The organism is Streptomyces sp. NPDC059788 (genome assembly GCF_042732265.1).
Lineage (GTDB): Bacteria > Actinomycetota > Actinomycetes > Streptomycetales > Streptomycetaceae > Streptomyces.
On sequence record NZ_JBHWHY010000005.1, the window covers coordinates 249,094 to 269,514 of the forward strand.

Below are 20,421 nucleotides of genomic sequence, written 5' to 3' on the forward strand. Positions count from 1 at the left end.
TCACCCCACGGCGCACCGCCCGTCTCCCACCGGCGTGCCGTCCGTCACTCCACCACGTGCCGCCCCTCGGGCAGCGCCGAGCAGGAAGCGCGGAACGCGCAGTGCGTGCAGTGCTGCCCCGTCGTGGGCGAGAAGCGCTCCTCCAGGACCCGGCCGGCGGCGGTGGCGAGCAGCTCGCCCACCCATTCCCCGTCCAGGGGCGCCTGCGCCTGGACGGCGGGGAGCGCGTCGCCTCCCTCCTTCTGAGGAGCGCCGAGCCGCAGGTGTACGAGTTCCGCGCCGCCCGGCTCGGGCCGCCGCTCCTCGAAGGCTGCGTCCACCGCCCCGGCGCCCACCGCCAGCTGGTACACGGCGAGCTGCGGGTGGCGGGCGACCTCCGGGCCGGTCGGCTTCTGCTTGCCAGTCTTGAAGTCGACGACGTACGCGCGGCCCTCCGCGTCCCGCTCGACGCGGTCCATGCTCCCCCGGATGCGGACAGCGTACTCGCCCGCTTCGAGCGTGACGTCGAAGGCGTGCTCGGTCGCGACGGTCTCGCGGCCCAGCGTGCCGCGCTCCATCACGTGCCAGCGCAGGAAGCGCTCCAGCGCGGCGCGCGCGTTGTCCTTCTCCTGCCGCGACTTCCAGGGCGCGTCGAAGGCGAGCGCGTCCCATACGGAGTCCAGGCGCTCCATCAGGACGGACAGGTCGGCGGGCGTACGGCCCGAGGCGACTTCGTCGGCGAGGACGTGGACGACGTTGCCGAAGCCCTGTGCGGCGGACGCGGGCGCGTCCGCCTTAACCTCGCGCCCCAGGAACCACTGAAGGGCGCAGGTGTTGGCGAGCTGGTCCAGCGCGCTGCCGGAGAGCGTCACGGGACGGTCGCGATCGCGCAGCGGCACGGCGCTGTGCGTCGGCTCGTACAGGCCCCACCACTGGTCGGGGTGGGCGGCAGGCACCAGCGGCTGGCCGTCGTCGTCGCGCAGCGCCGCCAGCTTCGCCAGCCGCTGCGCTGCGGCCTCGCGCAGCGCGGGAGCGGCCTGCGGGTCGACGGTGGTGGCCCGCAGCTCGGCTACCAGCGCGGCGACCGACAGCGGGCGGCGGGGGCGCCCGGTGACGTCCTGGGGCTCCACGCCCAGTTCGGTCAGGAAGCGGGACGGCTGGTCACCGTCGTCGGACGCGGCCTTGACGGCGGTGACGACCAGGCGCTCGCGGGCCCGGGTCGCCGCCACGTAGAACAGCCGGCGCTCCTCGGTGAGCAGTGCGCCCGGGGGCAGCGGCTCGGCCAGTCCGTCCCGGCCGATCCGGTCCGCCTCCAGGAGTGAGCCGCGGCGGCGCAGGTCCGGCCAGAGCCCTTCCTGTACGCCCGCGACGACGACGAGCCGCCACTCCAGGCCCTTGGAACGGTGCGCGGTCATCAGGCGCACCGCGTCGGGGCGTACGGTCCGGCGGGTCAGCGTGTCGGCGGCGATGTCCTGGGCGTCCAGCTCCTCCAGGAAGTTCAGCGCGCCCCGGCCGCCGGTACGGGCCTCCGCGCGGGCAGCGGTCTCGAACAGCGCCACGACGGCGTCCAGGTCACGGTCGGCGTTACGGGCCGCCGCGCCGCCGCGCCGGGCGGTCCGCTCCAGCCGCTGCGACCAGGTGGGAGTGCCGCTCCACAGGGCCCAGAGGGCCTCTTCCGCGGTGCCGCCGCCGGCCAGCAGGTCCCGGGTGGTGCGCAGCAGCTTGCCGAGCTGCTGCGCGCCCCGCGCGTACGCCGGATCGTGTGCGACCAGGCGCTCCGGTTCGACGAGGGCCCGCGCGATCAGTTCGTCGGAGGGCCGCGGTACGTCGTGCCCGGCGGCCCGCTCCTCCTCGCGCAGCGCCCGTCCCAGCCGGCGCAGGTCGGCGGCGTCCATGCCGCCGAGGGGGGAGGTGAGCAGCTCTATGGCCGTCTCGGCGGAGAGTCCGTGCGCCGTCTCGGCAGCCGACCCCGGCCCGCCCTCGCCCTCGCCCTCGCCCTCGCCCTCGCCCTCGGAAGGTTCCACCGACGCGCCCGACGCCCCCGCCCGACCGGCCGCTCCCGAAGCCGCCACCCCCGAAGCCGCCACCCGCAGTGCCGTCAGCAGCGGCGCCACCGCCGGCTCCTGCCGCAGCGGCAGCTCGTCACCGTCGATCTCCAGCGGCACGCCGGCCGAGGACAGCGCCCGGCGCACGCCGGGTATGGAACGGCCGCCGGCGCGTACGAGGACCGCCATGTCCCGCCACGGCACACCGTCCTCCAGGTGCGCGCGCCGCAGGATGTCCGCGATGTTGTCCAGCTCGGCGCCCGGCGTCGGGTACGTGAAGACCTCGACGCGGCCCCCGTCCCGTACCGCGGCGAGGTCGCGGTGCGCCCGTACCTTCTGGGCCGGGAGGCGGGTCAGCGGCATTCGGGAGGTGAGCCGCCGGGTGGCCGCCAGGAGGGCCGCGCCCGAACGGCGGGACGTGCCGAGCACCTCGACCGGGGCCGGGGTGCCGTCCCGGCGCGGGAACGCCGCCGGGAAGTCGAGGATGCCGTTGACGTCGGCGCCCCGGAACGCGTAGATCGACTGGTCCGGGTCGCCGAAGGCGACGAGGGTGCGGCCGTTCCCGGCCAGCGCGCGCAGCAGCCGGACCTGCGACGCGTCGGTGTCCTGGTATTCGTCGACGAACACCGTGTCGTAGCGCGCCGCCAGGTCCGCCGCGACCTCGTCGCGCTCCGCGAGCAGTACCGCGCGGTGCACCAGTTCGGCGTAGTCCAGCGTGCCCTGCGCGTCCAGCACGTCCAGGTACTCGGCGAGGAACCCGGCCGCCGCTCCCCAGTCGGGCCGCCCCGTACGCCGCGCGAAGTCGGCGAGCGCCTCCGGGCCCAGCCCCAGCTCGCGGCTGCGGGCCAGCACCGCGCGCACCTCGTCGGCGAAGCCGCGCGTCGTCAGGCAGGCCCGCAGCTCGTCCGGCCAGCGCACCCTGGCCCGTCCGGCGGCCGCCAGTCCGGCCTGCCCTTCGAGCAGCTCGCGCACGACGAGGTCCTGTTCGGGACCGGACAGCAGCCGCAGCGGGTCGGCGAACAGGTCGGCGTCCTGATGGACGCGTACGAGCGCGTAGCAGTACGAGTGGAAGGTGGTGGCCTGCGGGGCGGCGGCGCTGCCCAGGCGCGCGGCGATCCGGTCCCGCAGTTCGACGGCGGCCTTGCGGCTGAAGGTCAGCACCAGCAGCCGCTCGGGGTCGGCGCCGTCCCGTACCCGCCGGGCGACCGCCTCCACGAGCGTCGTGGTCTTGCCCGTGCCGGGACCGGCGAGCACCAGCAGCGGCCCGGCGCGGTGGTCAACCACAGCGCGCTGGCGTGCGTCCAAAACAGGAGGGTCCGCCGGTCCCGGCCGGGTACGCACCAGTCGGTACGCGCCGGAGGCATCCCGCCGCGCCGGCCGCCGGCGCGGCTGCGCGGACGGCATGGCCGAGGCCGAGAAGGAGGAACTCACGTGGATCGCCGGTCCTGGGAGGAGGTGCTGGTCGTGGTGCGCACCGCGGTGCGGGGTGTGCCGGTGCGGCCACCGCGCCGGACGCCGGGCGGCGGGGCGGTGGTGCGGGCCGTGCCCGACGCTACGCCAGGTGGCGCACGAGCCGCAGTCCGTCCCACGACCGTACGTCGGATGCCGGCATCCGTGCCGGGCGCGCCGGACGCACGCCTCGGGTCATACGGGCAGAACGCACCGTTCGGGTCGTACAGACAGGGCGCGCCGGGAGCGCCGTACGGCCCATCGGGAGCACCGGCAGCGCCGTACGACCCATACAGGCCATACGGGCGGACCGCGCCGGACACGCCCGTAGCGCGCGGCCGGACGGCCGGTGCGCGGCGCCCGGCCAGGGCGCCGGGGGCGCCGCGCGCCGGACCCGCGTACTCCGAATGGACGCACGACGGCCGGACGCGTCACAGCCCGTCCCAGGCCTCCACCGCACCCCCATACGGACGAGCACCCTCCGCGCCCGCAGAAGTCACCGGAGCGGCCGCCTCTCCATACCCCCCGCGCGCCTCCTCAGCCCGGCGCCCCCGGATCGCGCCCGTCCCAGCGGGCCCGCCGCATGTCGAGGCGCGGAATGTGCCCCTCGGCGGACCGGGGCGCCTCGCGCAGCGGTGTGCCTTCCTCCTGGTAGTGCGCCATCGCACGCAGCTCGCTGCCCGGCAGCAGCTGCCCGTCGGCGCGCACCACGCGCCACCACGGGACGGCGCCCCCGTACAGGGCCATCACCCGGCCCACCTGGCGCGGCCCGCCCACGCGCCGCCCGCCGCCGGCCCCCGGGGACGCGCCGGAGGAGGGCGTGGGCGGCTCCTCCCCCGCGAGCCACTCGGCGACGTCGCCGTACGTCATCACGCGGCCGGGCGGGATCAGCTCGGCGACGCCGAGGACCCGTTCCGCGTATTCGGGGATCTCGTCCGCGCCGGGGGGCGGCGGGCTCCCCTCGTCCTCGGGTCCGCCTGCGCGCTCCGGAAGGTCTCCCGCTTTCCCACTCATTCGGACCATCCTGCACCACACCACCGACAGTCCCGCCCCGTCCGCGCGGCGGCCCGCCGACGGCGTGCGGGGGCGGGCGCGGCGGCGTATGTTCCGTTTCCCGGCCCTTCGAAATGCACCCTGATGCCCTCCGCCTTCCCTCGGTCATGCCACCATCTTCCGGGCGGTGACTGGTGATACGAGATCAAAAAGAGACGGCCGAACAGCAGGGTGCGGTGCCTCCACGGGAGGCCGGCACCCCTGAGGCGCTGTCCTGCGCCGCCCCCGCCCGGGGGGACGGGAAACCACGGGGGAAGCCGTCACAGGCTTCCGCGACCGAAAAGGCGAGCACGATCGAGAAGGCCGGAAGAGCCGACGAGCCCGCGAGTCCGGAGGGGCCCGAGCAGCCCCCCCGGACCGACACGGCGACCGCTTCCACCGGAGCGGGGGACACGGCAGCAGAGGAGAGCACCGCCGCCGGGGCGGCCGGGGCGGACAGCGCGTCCGCGGCCACCCGTACGGGCGCACACCAGGCAGCCACGGACGACAGACCACACCGGCCCGCCGACAAAGCCGGGCAGACCGGACAGGGCGAGCAGACCGAACAGGGCGGCCTGACCGGCCAGAGCGGCCAGAGCGACGATCCCGCCGCCCCCGGCCAAACCGGCAGAGCAAGCAAGCCCGGCAAACCCGGAAAGACCGCCAAGGCCGACAAGGCAGGCCGGACCGACCGTCCGGCCCCACCGCACGACCACGTGGGCAGCGAGTTCCACGTCGACCAGGTCTCCGGTGACGAGCCGCTGCTCCCGGCCCGCGTGCACCGCCCCTCCGACCTGATGCGCCTGCTGCTCGGCATCGTCGGCATCGCGCTGGTGCTGCTGCTGGCGACCTTCGCCCACGGCACGACCCAGGGCTTGCAGCGCGACATCGGCGAGGGTGCCGGGATGGCGCCGCGCCTGCTGATCAACTTCGCCGGGCTGGCGTCGAGTGTGGCCGTACTGATCGTGCCGGTGGCGTTCGCCGTCGAACGGCTGATCAAACGCGACGGGCTGCGGATCGCGGACGGCGTGCTGGCGGCGGTGCTCGCGCACGGCGTCTCGCTCGCCACCGACCTGTGGGTCGCCGAGGCGGCCCCGGAGTCCATCCGGGTCGCGCTGACCCAGCCGCTGGCCAACGGCGGGCTGACGCCGCCGGTGCACAGCTACCTCGCGCCGGTCATCGCGTATATGACCGCGGTGGGCATGTCACGGCGCCCACGCTGGCGGGTGGCGATGTGGTGCGTGCTGCTGCTCGACGCCTTCGCGGTGCTCGTCGGCCGCTACACGACGCCGTTCGCCATCGTCACCACGATCCTCATCGGCTGGACGGTGGCCTTCGGGACGCTGTACGCGGTCGGTTCGCCCAATGTGCGCCCCACCGGGCAGAACCTGCTCGCCGGGCTGCGCCGGGTCGGTTTCCACCCGGTCAGCGCGGTGCGCGCCGAGGACATCGGCAACCCCGAGCACCCGGAGCACGCCGACCGCGGCCGCCGCTACATCGTCACCCTGGAGGACGGCCCGCCCATCGACGTGACCGTCGTGGACCGTGAGCGGCAGGCCCAGGGCTTCTTCTACCGCGTCTGGCGCCGGCTGTCGCTGCGCGGCATCAACCAGCGCCGCAGCCTGCAGTCGCTGCGCCAGGCGCTGGAGCAGGAGGCCCTGCTCGCGTACGCGGCCATCGCGGCCGGGGCCAACGCGCCCAAGCTGATCGCCACCTCCGAGCTGGGCCCGGACGCGGTGATGCTCGTGTACGAGCACATCGACGGCCGGGCGCTGGACTCGCTGCCGGACGAGGAGATCACCGACGAGCTGATGCGCAACGCCTGGCGGCAGGTGGCGTCGTTGCAGTCGCGGCGCATCGCCCACCGGCGCCTGGTCGGTGACGCCCTCCTGGTGGATCGTTCCGGCAAAATCTTTCTGACGGATCTGCGCGGCGGCGAGATCGCGGCGGGCGACCTCGTGCTGCGGATGGACATCGCGCAGCTGCTGACCACGTTCGCACTGCGGGCCGGCGCCGAGCGGGCGGTGGCCGCCGCCGTCGACGTGCTCGGCCCGGACACGGTCGCCGACAGCCTGCCGCTGCTCCAGCCGATCGCGCTCAGCCGCACCACCCGGTCCACGCTGCGCCAGCTGGCCCGCGAGCGCTCCGCGCGCGAACGCGAGGCGGTCCTGGAGGCGTCGCGCGCCGCCAAGGAGCGCAAGGCCGCCGAGGCGGCGCGGCGGGAAGGCGCGCACGCCGCGGAGGGACCGAGCAACCGCAAGGCGCTGCGCGCCGAGAAGAACGCCGAGCGGCGGGCGGTCGACGAGGCACTGGAGGAGGCCCGCGAGGAGGACCTGCTCTCGCAGATCCGCCAGCAGGTGCTGCTCATCCGGCCGGCGGCGCCGGTCGAGCCGGCCCGCCTGGAACGGATCAGGCCGCGCACCCTCGTCAGCTGGATCGCCGGTGTCTTCGCCGCGTACTTCCTGCTCTCGCAGATCACCCACGCCAACTTCGGCCAGGTGGTCGGCGAGGCCCAGTGGCTGTGGGTGGTGGCGGCGCTGGTCTTCTCGGCGCTGACCTACCCGGCGGCGGCGATGAGCCTGCTCGGCTTCGTACCGGAGAAGGTGTCCTTCCTGCGGACGGTGATCGCGCAGGTGGCGGGCAACTTCGTCAAGCTGGTCGCGCCGGCCGCGGTGGGCGGTGTGGCGCTCAACGCCCGCTTCCTGCAGCGCTCCGGCATCCGGCCCGGTCTGGCGGTGGCGAGCGTGGGCGCGTCCCAGCTGTTCGGCCTGGGCTGTCACATCGTGCTGCTGCTGACCTTCGGCTATCTGACCGGCACCGAGCGCACGCCGTCGCTCTCCCCGTCCCGCGCGGTGATCGCCGGTCTGCTGACGGCGGCGGTGCTGGTGCTGGTGGTGACGGCGGTCCCGGCGCTGCGCAAGTTCATCGCCACGCGCGTACGGTCGCTGTTCGCCGGCGTGGTGCCGCGGATGCTGGATGTGCTGCAGCGCCCGAAGAAGCTGGCGATCGGCATCAGCGGGGCGCTGCTGCTCACGGCGGCGAACGTGATGTGCCTGGACGCCTCGATCCGCGCGTTCGGCGGTGGCGGGCAGCTGAGTTACGCGGCCATCGCGGTGGTCTTCCTCGCGGGCAACGCGGTGGGCTCCGCGGCGCCGACCCCCGGCGGCGTGGCCGCCATCGAGGGCGCGCTGACCGCCACCCTGTCGCTGGCGGGGCTCACCCCCGACATCGCGTTCCCCGCGGTGCTGCTCTTCCGGCTGATGACGTTCTGGCTGCCGGTGCTGCCGGGCTGGATCTCGTTCACCCACCTGACCCGCAAGGGCGAGATCTGAGCACCGAGTACGGCGATCCGTACGGCGAAGGGCCCGCACACCGGGTGGTGTGCGGGCCCTCGTGCTCCGTACGGCGGGGCGCCGGTCAGTAGACCGGCTTCTCCGGCTCGACCGTGTTGACCCAGCCGATGACGCCGCCGCCCACGTGCACCGCGTCGGCGAAGCCCGCGGACTTCAGGACGGCGAGGACCTCGGCGGAGCGGATGCCGGTCTTGCAGTGCAGGACGATCTTCTTGTCCTGCGGGAGGTCCTGGAGGGCGTTGCCCATCAGGAACTCGTTCTTCGGGACCAGCTTGGCGCCGGGGATCGAGACGATCTCGTACTCGTTCGGCTCCCGGACGTCGATGATCTCGATCTTCTCGTCCGTGTCGATCCACTCCTTGAGCTGCGCCGGAGTGATCGTGGAACCGGCCGCCGCCTCCTGGGCCTCCTCGGACACGACGCCGCAGAACGCCTCGTAGTCGATGAGTTCGGTGACGGTCGGGTTCTCGCCGCAGACCGCGCACTCGGGGTCCTTGCGGACCTTGACCTGGCGGTACGTCATCTCCAGCGCGTCGTAGATCATCAGACGGCCGACCAGCGGGTCGCCGATGCCGGCCAGCAGCTTGATCGCCTCGTTGACCTGGATGGAGCCGATGGACGCGCACAGCACGCCCAGGACGCCGCCCTCGGCGCACGAGGGGACCATGCCGGGCGGCGGGGGCTCCGGGTACAGGCAGCGGTAACAGGGGCCGTGCTCGCTCCAGAAGACCGACGCCTGGCCGTCGAACCGGTAGATCGAGCCCCAGACGTACGGCTTGTTCAGCAGCACGCAGGCGTCGTTGACCAGGTAGCGGGTGGCGAAGTTGTCCGTGCCGTCGACGATCAGGTCGTACTGGGCGAACAGCTCCAGCACGTTGGTGGAGTCGAGGCGCTCCTCGTGCAGGTTGACGGTGACGTACGGGTTGATGCCCAGCACCGTGTCCTTGGCGGACGCGGCCTTGGAGCGGCCGATGTCCGCCTGGCTGTGGATGATCTGGCGCTGGAGATTGGACTCGTCGACCTCGTCGAACTCCACGATGCCGAGGGTGCCGACGCCGGCCGCGGCAAGGTACATCAGCGCGGGCGAGCCCAGACCGCCGGCGCCGACGCACAGCACCTTCGCGTTCTTCAGCCGCTTCTGCCCGTCCATCCCGACATCCGGGATGATCAGGTGGCGGGAGTACCTGCGGACCTCGTCGACGGTGAGCTCCGAAGCGGGCTCGACCAGGGGTGGCAGCGACACGGGGACTCCGTTTGTCGGTATCTCGATGGGCGACCCCCCGCCCCGGGGCAACCCCGGAGCAAGGGACGGTGGTCTTCCCGTAACACTGCCACGCCCTTCTTCATTCCGAGACACCAGGTCCGATACGCGAGACGAATTCGTCCCAGTAACCGGGCAGCGACTCCCAGGCGTCCCCTCCGCGGTCGGCGCGGTCGGTGAAGTAGACCGTTCCGGCGCCCTGCCAGCGGGCGATGCGCAGGGCTTCTTCGAGATGGGTGCGGGGCACACCGTGCACGAGGTGGCAGAAGCGCGCGGCCGGATGGTCGGCGGTCCACTCCGCCACTTGTGACCAGCGGTAGTCGGCCCAGCGCCCGGCGAAGGTGACGAGCTGGTCGGCGGCCTCCGCGTAGCCGGGGTACGGGTGGCGGCCGTGCCCGGCGACGAGGTGCGCGCCGTCGCACAGGGCCCGCAGGGTGGTGGTCAGGCGGCGCGTCTCGGGCAGGAGTGTCCGGTCCGTGGGACAGCGGTCCAGATAGAAACCGTCGACCTTGTACCAGTCCAGGAAGCGGTGCGCGTCGGAGACCAGCTCGCCGAAGGGGCGGGCGCCGTGCTCCAGGTCGAGGTGGCCCAGCAGCCGGACTCCCGCGTCCCTCAACTGGGCGGCGGCAGGCAGGCAGTACGGGTCGGGCCGCACCCCGGGACCCCGCGCGACATCGAGCACCACCCAGTGCAGCGCCGCCGCGCCGCCGCGCGCCCCCGGGGACCGGCGCGCGCCTCCGGTGCACGCCGCCCCCCGGGAGAGGCGCAGCAGCTCGGCCCACTCCGTGGGCGCCATCAGCGGGTGGGCGAACCCCGGGACGCCGACGCCCAGCGGCGCCGCGCCGGTCACGGCGGCCCCGGTGGTCATGGACGTCGTCAGATACGACATGCGGCCTCCATCCAGATATCGGCGAGGGACTCCTCCAGCCCGATCCGCGGCCGCCACCCCAGGCGGTCGCGGGCGGTGCGCACGTCCGCCTGCTGCCAGCTCCCGCACCCGTCCGGATAGGGGTACGCGGGAGGGACGGTCCCGTGTTCAGAGGCCGGCCCCGGAATGGCGAGGCGCGCGGCGGCGGGCCCGCCGCCGACGTAGCCGGGCGGGGTGTCCAGCTCGTGGAGCGAGCCGCCGAACCCGGCGACCCGGGCGAGCAGGGCGGCAGCCTCGCGCAGCCGTACGGCGTGCCCCGTACCGATGTTGACGACGCCCTGCGCGGCGGAGAGCGAGGCGGCGTGCACGGCCCGCGCCACGTCCCGTACGTCCACGAAGTCGCGCTGTACGCCCAGGCCGCCCAGCTTCAGCTCGTTGTCCCCGGACTGCATCGCGCGCCGCATCGCCTCCGCGAGGCGGCCGAGCGGTGAACCGGCCGGGGTGCCCGGGCCGACCGGGGAGAAGACCCGCAGCACGACCGCGTCCAGGCCGGAGCCCAGGACGAGTTCGGTGGCGGCCAGCTTGCTGACGCCGTACGGGCCGCCGGGGCGCGGTACGGCGTCCTCGGCGGTCGACGAGCCGGGCTGCGAGGGCCCGTACTCGGACGCGCAGCCCAGGTGCACGAGCCGGGCGCCGCAGCTGCTGCGCCGCAGCGACTCGCAGACGGTGGCGACCGCGACGGTGTTGTGCCGGGTCAGGTCGCGGGCGCCGCCGCGGGTGGTGCCCGCGCAGTTGACCACCACGCCCGGGTGGACGGCGTCCAGGAAGCGGGTGAGGGCGCCCGGACTGCCGGAGGCCAGGTCGAAACGGACGTCCGCGTCGTCGCCGCGCCCGAGGGCGGTCAGCTGGACGGCGGGGTCGGCGAGCAGCCGGTCGGCGACGTAGCGGCCGAGGTACCCGTTGGCGCCGATGAGCAGCACCCTCATCGCGCGACCCCCCGGTCCCGGTGTGCTTCGGTGGGGTGGACGTTCATGATGTCGTTCTCCTCGTACGGGGGTTGGGGGACGTGATCCGGCACCGGCGGTGGTGACCGCCGCCACGGGGGCCGGGTGGTGGCGGTGTGCGCCGCTCGGGTGGCGGGCGTCCGGAGAGGGACCGCCGGCCCCGTGGGAGCGGTGGCCGGCGTCTTGCGGCGGCCCGCGCGCCCGCCGGGGATGGTGGCGTGCGCGCAGGCGGCGATGGCACGCGCGCCGGGAGTGGTGGCGTGCGTGCCGGAGAAGACAGCGTGCGTATCGCGGGTGGCGACGTGGGCGGGGTCATGGCCGGTCCGCCTCCGCGGTTACGGCGGCGGGGGCCGCCGCGGCCGGTTCCGGGGCGTGTGCCGAGGCGCCGGTGAGGGCGCGCAGCGCGTACAGCAGCAGGCCGGTGGCGGGCAGCGCGCAGGCGACGGCCGGTACGGCGGCCGGGCCGAGGTGGGTGACGGCTGCCTCGACCGGCCCGCCCAGCCATTCCAGGCCGGGCAGCCGCGCGGCCGTCACGCAGGCCAGGGCGGCGGCCTCCAGCGCGACGGCGGCGGCCGGGCCCGCGAGGGCCGCGGCCGGGAAGCCGTGCCGGGCGAGCAGCCGCGCCAGGAAGAGCAGGATGCCGAGGGCCGAGGCCGCCGCTACCGGCCCGGCTCCTCCGCCGCCCGCCGCCGCGTCCGCGGTGGCCGACAGGGCGAGCAGCGCCGCGCACTGCATCACGGTGGCGGCCAGTAGCAACGGCCTTACGCGGGATGCGCATTCGTCCAGGCACCGGCTGTCCGCCAGCCCGCGGCGCGCGCGGACCGCGAACCAGTGCGCGCACCAGGCGGCGGGCACGACGGCGCACGTCAGAGAGAGGGCGGTGGAGGTGGTGTCGGCTGTCGGGGTGACGGCGGCCAACTGCGGCAGTACGTGCGGGAAATCGGGGCCGCCGGTCAGCAACTGCCGCAGCATCCAGTCACCGCACAGCGCGTACCCGGCCAGCCAGCAGGTCCAGAGGCCGACGGCGCGGGCGGACGGATACCGGGCGCGGAGTGGTCCGTGGCGGACGCACAGACGCAGGGCGAGGACGGTCAGGGCCGCACCGGCTGCGCCGACGACGGCTTGTACGAGCGGAGTTGACGGCACGTCAATCAAGCCGGTCGGTACGGGTGTGGGCGCGCCCCCGGCGGCGGCGACCGCGGCCAGGGTCGCGGCGCACACCGCGCCGGGCAGCAGGTGCAGCGCCGCCCGGACGCCTCTCCCCCGTCGTACGGGCGCGGGCACGGGCCCGGCCTGGGGCGGGGGTTCGGCGCGCGAGACCCGGGCGTACAGCTCCTCGGCCAGCGAGAAGACGTCGCGGTGCCGGAAGCGGGCGGCCGTGCGGTCGGTGACGCCGTGCGCCTCCAGACCGGCGGCGATCTCCAGCGGGTCGACGGCCCGTTCGCACAGCGTCCGGTGCCGGTGCATGAGCGTCTTCACGGGGTCGGCGGGGCCGCGCCGGAGCGGCCGGGCGGGCGAGTCGCGTACGGGCAGGGGGTCCGGTGCGGCGGCGGGCTGCGAGGCCGTGCCCGTTTCCGGGGCGGCGGCGGGCGGCGGGGCCGTGGCCGCTTCCGGCGGGGCGTCGGTGCCGGGTCCGGTGCCGGTCTCGGCTGTCGTCACGGTCGCGCTCCTCTCTGGCGCTCGGCGCGGGCGCCTGCTCCGGCAGCGGCCGGTTGGGAGGACGGTTCGGCTTTGGCCGGGGCGGAGGGCGGTCCGGCTGCGGCCGGGGCGGAGGGCGGTCCGGCGGGCGGTTGGGCCGCGGGCGGTCCGGCGGTGGCCGGTTCCGTGGCCGGGGGGCGCGCGATTCGGGTGGCGGGCGGGGGCGTGTGGCGCGCGCCGCCGGCGGCCGGTCCCGTATCCGGTTCCGCCCAGCTCGGGGCGCGGCCGGTCGGCGGCGCGACCTGTGCGGCACCGCGTACCACGGCCCAGCGGCCCGGCACCCGGGACTCGGCGGGCCGGGTGAAGAGGCGGGGCGCGGCGTCCCGGTACGGCGCGGTGCCGGGGGGCCGGGGGTGCGGCGTACGGGACATCAGCTCCAGGTAGATGCCACGAAATGCCGCGATGTTCTGCTCCACCGTGAACAGTTCGAGTGCGCGGGCGCGCGCGGCGGCGCCCAGGCGGGCGCGGCGGCCCGGGTCGCGCAACAGTGCCAGGCACGCGTCGGCGAGCGCGCGCGGGTTGCGCGGCGGTACGACCAGGCCCGTGCCGCCGATGACCTCGCAGACCGCGCCCGCGTCGGTGGACACCGTGGCGCGGCCGCTGAGCATCGCCTCCACCAGGGAGCGCGGAAAGCCCTCCGACACGCTGGACAGGACCAGCACCGAACCGGCCGCGTAGGCGTCCTGCGGGCGGGGCACGTCCGGGCCGCCGATCTCCTCGAAGGAGACCGGGTTGTCGCCGGCGGTGCACGCGTCGGCGGCCTCGTCGGGGAAGAGCTGGGCGGCCAGTGCCCGGCAGTGCGCCAGGTAGGCGGCGTCCTCCGGGCCGGTGCCCGCGGCGCCGATCACGCGCAGGGTGGCGTCGGGTTCGGCCCGGTGGACGCGTGAGAAGGCGTGCAGCAGCGAGACGAGGTCCTTGGCGGGCCCGACGGTGCCGGTCCACACGAGCGTCATGGAGTGATCGGCCGCGGCGTCCGGTACGGCGGTGAAGCCGCTCGCGTCCATGCCCGGGTGGACCGTGCGCAGGCGCTCCCGGTCCGCACCGCAGCGCTCCTGCCAGCGCCGGGTGCGGGTGTTGCCGGGGGTGACGAGCGCCGCCCCGGCGTACGTCTCGGCGGCGAGGGCCGTGTCGAAGGCGCCCAACAGGGCGCGAACGGGGGCGCTCTGGTGTGCTCCGGCGCGCGCGAGATAGCGCTCGCGCAGGCGCACGCCGTACTCGGTGAGCAGGAGGGGCGTACCGAAGAAGCGTTTGGCCAGCAGTCCGGGGAGGGCGACGGCGCCACCCGTCGTGGCGTGGCACAGGTCGACCGCGGCGAGCCCGCCGGCGGCACCGCAGGGGTACGTGTCGCCGCCGTACCAGTCCAGGGACAGGGGGCGCAGGGCGCGCTCCAGCTCTTCGGTCACGGCCAGCAGGTCGGACACGCGGACACCGTGCGCGGCGCGCAGGGCGCCGGGAGCGCGGCAGGCGCTCTCCAGGATGCGTACGGCCTGCTCGGAGCGGAGGAGTTCGGGCAGGCCGCCGTGGTCGCGGGCCAGCAGGGCGAGTCCGTAGAGCCCGGCGGCGAAACGGTCCGCCAGGTCTTCACGGCACCCCTCGCCGGCCGTCGGCGGTATGCCGGAAAGGGTCTGATCGCCGGACGTCCCCGCCGCGGCGGGCCCGGCGGGGGTGAACCCTGCGGCGGTGAACCCGGCCGCGAGCTCGCCGTAGCACTCCGCGAACCGCCGTCGCGCACGCCGCCCGCGCGCCCCGGCGCGCCGTCCGCCGCCCCGCCACCGGAGCGTGCCGGGAAGCTCCCCGTACAGGGGCGCGGTCCGCATCACCCGGGCGCGGCCCCGCGCGCTCCCGCCACCCGCCCCACGCCCCGGCGAACCGGCATCCGCCGTACCTTCCACACCGCGCTCGGGCCCGGCCCCGGGGCCACCCCCGGGGCCGCGATCGAGGACGTAGACCTCGAACTCGTGGCCGGGGAGCCCGCGCACGAGCCGGTCGCGCCACGCACGCGTCTCACCGGACGCGTCCGGGCCGCCACCCTCGGTGAGCAGACCAATGCGCACGAGCGCACCCCCGTTCTTCCTGATAGGCGTCCGACGACGGCGGCCCCCTTCGGGAGGCCCGCCGCTACCTGCAGGAAGAAGCTACGCAGAGATCCCGGTGACACGACGGACGGTTGTCCGTCGCGCCACCGGAAGGGGTGAAGAGACGTAACTTTCCACCCCAGTGGGCGTTCTGGCGCGCTATGTGGCAGTCACGCCACAGCACGCAGCGCCCGGCGCCCGGCCGACGCCTCGGGGTCGAGCACGGGCACCGCCGCCAGCAGGCCCTTCGTGTACGCGTGCCGGGGCCGCTCGTACACCTCGTCCGTGGCGCCCTCCTCCACGATCCGCCCGTCGCGCATCACCGCGACCCGGTCGCTGACCGCCCGTACCACCGCCAGGTCGTGCGCGATGAAGACCAGCGCGAGGCCCAGCTCCCTGCGCAGTTCGCCGAGGAGCTCCATGACCTGCGCCTGTGTGGTGACGTCGAGCGCCGAGACCGGCTCGTCGCAGACCAGCAGCCTGGGGCCGGGGGCGAGGGCACGCGCGATGCCGACCCGCTGGCGCTGTCCGCCGCTGAACTCGTGCGGGTAGCGGTGGTACCACTCCGGGTCCAGGCCGACCCGCTCCAGCAGTTCGCGCGCCCGGCGCACGACACGCGCGTCGTCCCGGTCACCGGCCGCGCGCAGCGGGTCGGCGACCGATTCGCCGATGCTGCGGCGGGGGTTGAGGGAGGACACCGGGTCCTGGAAGACCATCTGCAGTTCGCCGCGGAAGGGGCGCAGTCCGCGGTCGCCGAGCGTGCCGATGTCGCGGCCCCGGTAGCGCAGCGTCCCGGCGGTCGGGTCCAGCAGGCGCACGAGCATCCGCCCGAGCGTCGTCTTGCCGCTGCCCGACTCCCCTACGAGGCCCACGGTTTCGCCTTCCCGGACGGTCAGCGAGACCTCGTCGACCGCGGTCGTACGGTTTCTCCGGCCGCCGAACTCCCGGCGCAGGCCGACGGCTTCGAGCAGTACACCGTCCTCGCTGCCCTCGGTACGCACCCGGCGCCGGGCCCGCTGGTCCGGCTCCGCGTCCACCCGCGGCACCGCGGCCAGCAGCTCCTTCGTGTACGGCGCGCGCGGCGCGAGCAGCACCTCGCCGACCGTGCCGTGCTCCACCGCCCGGCCCCCGCGCATCACGAGCACCTCATCCACGCTCCCCGCGACCACGCCCAGGTCGTGGGTGACCAGGAGGAGCCCCATGCCGGTCTCCGCCCGCAGTTCGTGCAGCAGGTCGAGGATCTGCGCCTGGACGGTCACGTCCAGCGCGGTGGTGGGCTCGTCGGCGATCAGCAGGCGCGGTTCGCAGGCGAGCGCCATGGCGAGCAACGCGCGCTGGCGCATGCCCCCGCTGAACTCGTGGGGCCGCGCGCGGGCGCGCCGGGCGGCGTCCGCGATGCCCACGCGCTCCAGCACCTCGACGGCGCGAGCGCGCGCCGCGCGCCGCGAGACGTCCGGCCGGTGCACCCGGTACACCTCGGCGATCTGGTCGCCGATCGCGTAGTACGGGTCGAGCGAGGACAGCGGGTCCTGGAACACCATCGCGGCCGAACCGCCGCGCAGTCGACGCAGTTCGCGCTCGTCCGCGGCCCGTACGTCCGTACCGGCGACCCGGACCGTGCCGCCCACCCGCGCGCCGGTCCCCCGGTGCAGGTCCAGCAGGGCCGCCGCGACGGTGGACTTGCCGGAACCGGACTCCCCCACGATGCCCAGGGCCCGGCCGGGGGCGAGCGAGAAGGAGAGACCGTCCACGGCCCGGACGGCGCCGACCTCGGCATCGGCACCAGCAGCGCCCCCGCCACCAGCACCGCCACCCCCTGCGCCGGTTTCGCCTCCCCCGTCCCCGTCCCCGCCGGGAAAGGTGACCGTCAGATCCCGTACCTCCACCAGGAGATCCGGCGCCGCAGCGGCTGCGTGCTCGGAGGTCATGTCAGGGCCACCCTTCGGTCGGCGAGTGCGTAGAGGATGTCGGCCGCCACGTTGGCGACGACGACGGCCACGCCGGTGGCCAGCACCACGCCGACGACCACAGGCAGGTCGACGACGCGCACCGAGTGGACCAGGAGCTGTCCGACGCCCGGCAGTCCGAAGAGCGTCTCGGTGAGGACCGCGCCGCCGAACATGGTCCCCAGGTCGAGCGCGGTGAGCGCGATGACGGGCGGCAGGGCGCCGCGCAGCGCGTGCCGGGTGACGACGGAACGTTCCCGCACGCCGTACGCGCGGAAGGTGCGGATATGGTCCTCGGCCAGCGTCTCCAGCGTCGCGGCACGGGTCAGCCGGGCGTACTTGGCGGATTCCAGCAGCGCCAGCGCCGTCCAGGGCAGCAGCAGGTTCCAGGCCCACTGCTCCGGATCCTCGGTCAGCGGGACGTAGGAGGGGAACGGCAGCCATTGCAGGTACGCGCAGAAGATCATCAGCAGCAGGAGCCCGGTGATGAAGACCGGGGTGGCGGTCCCGGCGAGGGTCAGCCCGGTCAGGACGCGTTCCGTCGTGCCGCCGCGGCGCAGCGCGGACAGCAGGCCGGTGCCGACGCCGAGCAGCAGCCAGAGCACCATCGAGCCGAGCGCGAGGGACGCGGTGACCGGCAGCCGGTCGCCGAGCAGCTCGGTGACGGGGGTGCTGTTCTGGTAGGAGAGGCCGAGGCAGGGCGCGTCGCAGTGCAGTACGGCGGTGCCGGACGAGAAGTCCCGGCCGGCCACCAGGCCCTGGAGGAAGTGCAGGTACTGGGTCAGGACGGGTGCGTCCAGCTCCAGCCGTTCGCGTACCTGCTGGATCTGTCCGGGGTTGCAGCGCGGGCCGCAGGCCAGCTTGGCAGGGTCGCCGGGGGCGACGTAGAAGAGCGCGTAGACGGCGACGGTCAGCAGGAAGAGGACCAGGAGCGCCCCGCCGAGGCGGCGCAGTGCGTAGGCGGTCATACGAGCGCCTCCTTCTCGCGGGAGGCGTCAGCGGACTTCGGGGCGCCGTCCGCGGACCGCCCGGTGCGGCCCGCGCGGGTACCGACCCGCAGCCGGGACCGTTCGCGCGGATCGAGCGCCGTACGGACCGCGTCGCCGAGCACCGTGAACGCCAGCACGGTCACCAGCAGGCAGCCCGCCGGGAGCAGGACGTACGTCGGGTCGGCCCGGAACCAGGTCGTCGCGGTCGACAGCATCTGTCCCCAGGACGCGGTGGGCGGTTTGACGCCGATGCCGAGGAAGGACAGCGACGCCTCGACGACGATGTTGCCGGGCACCAGGACCGCCGCGTAGGTGATCACCGGTGCGGCGAGCGCGGGCAGCAGCTCGCGCCGTGCCACGCGCAGCGGTCCCGAGCCGCCGAGCCGGGCCGCCGCCACGTGGTCCAGCTTCTTCAGGGCGAGCGTGCGGGCGCGCACGATCCGCGAGGTGCCGAACCAGTTCAGCAGCCCGATGACCAGCACCAGCAGCAGCGGGCGCGAGAAGTCGGCGGGCACGATCGCGGTGAGCGAGATCGCGATGACGAGCATGGGCAGCGCGGTCAGCACCTCGGTGAACCGGGAGAGCACCTGGTCCATGACCCGGTTGCCCAGCCCGGCCGCGAGGCCGACCACCAGGCCGATCAGGACCTGAACGGCGGTGGCGCCGAGCGCGATGAGCAGGGAGACCCGGGCCCCGTACAGGAGCCTGGCGAACATGTCGCGGCCGGTGCCGGGCTCGACGCCCAGCCAGTGGTCGGCGCTGATTCCGCCGTACGGCCCGAGCGGTACGCCGCCGCGCGCCGAGTCGATCAGGTCGTCGTGGTAGGTGGTGGGGTCCTGGCCCTCCAGCGCCGCCAGCAGCGGGGCGCCGAGGGCGAGCAGGACGAGGGCGAGCAGGACGGCGGCGGAGGCCACGGCGGCGGGACGCTGCCGCAGCCGCCGCCACGCCGATCCCCGCTGTCGTGGGGTCGTGTCGGTCACCGGTGTCACTTGACCGCGACCTGGGAGATGTCCAGCACGCCGTCCCAGTCACTGATGACGACGTTCTTGATGTCCTTGCCGTACAGGCGCTTGTAGACGGGGTGGAAGAGCGGTACGGACAGGGCCTGGTCACCGATCTTCTTGTCCAGCGCGCCCCACCGGACGGCTGCCGCCTTCAGGTCGGTCAGCTTGTTGATCTCGTCGATCTCGTGGTTGACCGCCGGGTCGTCGAGCTGCGCGTGGTTGAAGTTGAAGGCGTCGCGGACGATCTGGCGGCCGTCGAAGATCGGCGCGAGGAAGGGGCCGCCGGACGGCCAGTCCGCTCCCCAGCCGCTGATGAACAGGCCCGGCTCGTCGTCGACGCTGTGCACCTTCTCCTTGTAGTCGTTGTCCTCCAGGCCCTGGAGCTTGACGGTTATCCCGGCCTTCTTCAGGGCTTCCTGGACGGCGGTGGCGATGTCCGGGCTGGTCTCGAAGTTCTTGGCGGTGGAATGGGTGAGGGTGATGCTCAGCCCGTTCTCGTACCCGGCTTCCTTGAGCAGTTCCTTCGCCTTCGCCGGATTTCCGGTGCGGCCCGCCGGGAACGGGTCGTACGGGGTGTGGCCGAAGGACTTTCCGTTCGGGAGGAAGGTGGTGGCCGGTTCGGCGAGGGCCGATCCGCCCGCCGCGTTCACCACGCTCTGCCGGTTGACGGCATAGGCGACGGCCTGGCGTACCTTCGGATTGTCGAAGGGCTTCACCTTCGGGTTGAAGGCGAGGTAGTTGGTGTAGCCGAAGTGGCCGGTGCCGACCCGCTTGCCGAGGTCCGCGTCGCCGCTGATCTGCGCGAGTTCGGCCGGGCCGAGGTTGGTGTCGGTGGTCACCGCGGCGGCGTCCGGGCCGGCGCCGGTGGACAGCCGCTGGTTGACGACCGCGGAATCCAGGCCCGACTTCACATCGATCGTGTCGGGATAGGCGTGCCGTTGGGAATCGGTCTTCTCGGACCAGTGCGGATTGCGCCGCAGGACGAGGTGTTCGCCGTCACCGGTGTTCTTGACGACCTTGTACGGGCCCGAGGAGAACGGGTGTTCCTCGTATTTCGTGCCGGTGTCCTTCGCCCTGGGCACCGGCGCGAACTGCGTCTGGGTGGCGAGCAGCGGGAATTCGCCCTCGGGCTTCTTCAGGTGGAAGACGATGGTCTTCGCGTCCGGGGTCTCGATCGACTTGAGCCCCTCCTTGCTCTTGTCCTTGTACGGGCCCTGGTAGCTTTCGCCGCCGACCAGCCAGTCCCGCAAATAGGGCGCGCCGCCGGACAGTTCGGCGGCGAAGGAGCGCTCGACGCCGTATTTGACGTCGGCGCTGGTGATCGGCGAGCCGTCCTCGAACTTCAGCCCGTCCTTGAGCGTGTACGTCCACACGGTGGCGTTCTCGCTGGGCCGGCCGGTGTCGGTGGCGAGGTCCGGTACGGCCTTGGCGCCGGCCGCGCCGTTCTCCCGGTTGCGGGTGGTCAGCGTACGGAAGACCAGGGTCGGTACCTTGCCGCCGCCGGAGGTGTAGAGGCGGGCCGGGTCGAAGTTGGTCTGCGGCTGGGAGTTCAGGACGGTGAGGGTGCCGCCCTTGGCGGGCGCGGCGCCCGCGCCGTCACCCGCCGCGGTGTCCTTGGGGCCGCAGGCGGTGGCCCCGACGGCCAGCGCGACGGTCACCGCGGCGGTGGCCACGCGTCGGGCGGTGGGCAGCTGGCGGTCGGGGGACGGCTCGGCCAT

Annotated in this window: 12 protein-coding genes; 1 reads left to right on the forward strand and 11 read right to left on the reverse strand. The window is 74.3% G+C overall.

The features are described from left to right. Positions 1-44: 44 nt before the first annotated feature. On the reverse strand, positions 45-3,428 hold the full coding sequence (locus tag ACFV57_RS06820; RefSeq protein ID WP_385226519.1) for an ATP-dependent helicase: 3,384 nt from the start codon (positions 3,426-3,428) through the stop codon (positions 45-47). A gap of 582 nt (positions 3,429-4,010) precedes the next feature. Beyond that, positions 4,011-4,487, reverse strand: a complete 477-nt coding sequence (locus ACFV57_RS06825) for an MGMT family protein (protein WP_385226451.1) — start codon at positions 4,485-4,487, stop codon at positions 4,011-4,013. Positions 4,488-5,302: 815 nt separating this feature from the next. On the opposite strand from ACFV57_RS06825, the gene ACFV57_RS06830 reads away from it, so the two are divergent. Further along, positions 5,303-7,837, forward strand: a complete 2,535-nt coding sequence (locus ACFV57_RS06830) for a YbhN family protein (RefSeq protein ID WP_385226521.1) — start codon at positions 5,303-5,305, stop codon at positions 7,835-7,837. Between the two features lie 85 nt (positions 7,838-7,922). Here the strand turns inward: ACFV57_RS06830 and moeZ are convergent, their stop codons facing one another. From moeZ to ACFV57_RS06875, 9 genes are all read right to left on the reverse strand, one after another. Further along, entirely contained in the window at positions 7,923-9,101 is a 1,179-nt protein-coding gene (moeZ, locus tag ACFV57_RS06835) for an adenylyltransferase/sulfurtransferase MoeZ (protein ID WP_385226453.1), read from the reverse strand. A 100-nt stretch (positions 9,102-9,201) separates the two neighbouring features. Next, a complete protein-coding gene (locus tag ACFV57_RS06840) occupies positions 9,202-10,008 on the reverse strand; it encodes a spherulation-specific family 4 protein (protein ID WP_385226455.1) in 807 nt (268 codons plus the stop codon). Beyond that, positions 9,996-10,973, reverse strand: a complete 978-nt coding sequence (locus ACFV57_RS06845) for an NAD-dependent epimerase/dehydratase family protein (RefSeq protein ID WP_385226457.1) — start codon at positions 10,971-10,973, stop codon at positions 9,996-9,998. The genes ACFV57_RS06840 and ACFV57_RS06845 overlap by 13 nt, the downstream gene beginning before the upstream one ends. Before the next feature lie 330 nt (positions 10,974-11,303). Then, a complete protein-coding gene (locus tag ACFV57_RS06850; protein WP_385226459.1) occupies positions 11,304-12,650 on the reverse strand; it encodes a hypothetical protein in 1,347 nt (448 codons plus the stop codon). Next, entirely contained in the window at positions 12,647-14,743 is a 2,097-nt protein-coding gene (locus ACFV57_RS06855; protein WP_385226461.1) for a glycosyltransferase, read from the reverse strand. Before ACFV57_RS06855 ends, ACFV57_RS06850 begins: the two co-directional genes overlap by 4 nt. 191 nt (positions 14,744-14,934) lie before the next feature. Next, the gene (locus ACFV57_RS06860) at positions 14,935-16,692 is read right to left on the reverse strand and encodes a dipeptide ABC transporter ATP-binding protein (protein WP_385226463.1); all 1,758 of its coding nucleotides are present in this window, start codon (positions 16,690-16,692) and stop codon (positions 14,935-14,937) included. Then, complete coding sequence (locus ACFV57_RS06865; protein WP_385226465.1) at positions 16,689-17,678, reverse strand: ABC transporter permease; 990 nt, start codon at positions 17,676-17,678, stop codon at positions 16,689-16,691. Before ACFV57_RS06865 ends, ACFV57_RS06860 begins: the two co-directional genes overlap by 4 nt. Beyond that, positions 17,675-18,688 carry an ABC transporter permease gene (locus ACFV57_RS06870; protein WP_385226467.1) on the reverse strand — a complete coding sequence of 338 codons (1,014 nt, stop codon included), beginning with the start codon at positions 18,686-18,688 and terminating at the stop codon, positions 17,675-17,677. The genes ACFV57_RS06865 and ACFV57_RS06870 overlap by 4 nt, the downstream gene beginning before the upstream one ends. After that, the gene (locus ACFV57_RS06875; protein ID WP_385226469.1) at positions 18,685-20,421 is read right to left on the reverse strand and encodes an ABC transporter substrate-binding protein; all 1,737 of its coding nucleotides are present in this window, start codon (positions 20,419-20,421) and stop codon (positions 18,685-18,687) included. The genes ACFV57_RS06870 and ACFV57_RS06875 overlap by 4 nt, the downstream gene beginning before the upstream one ends.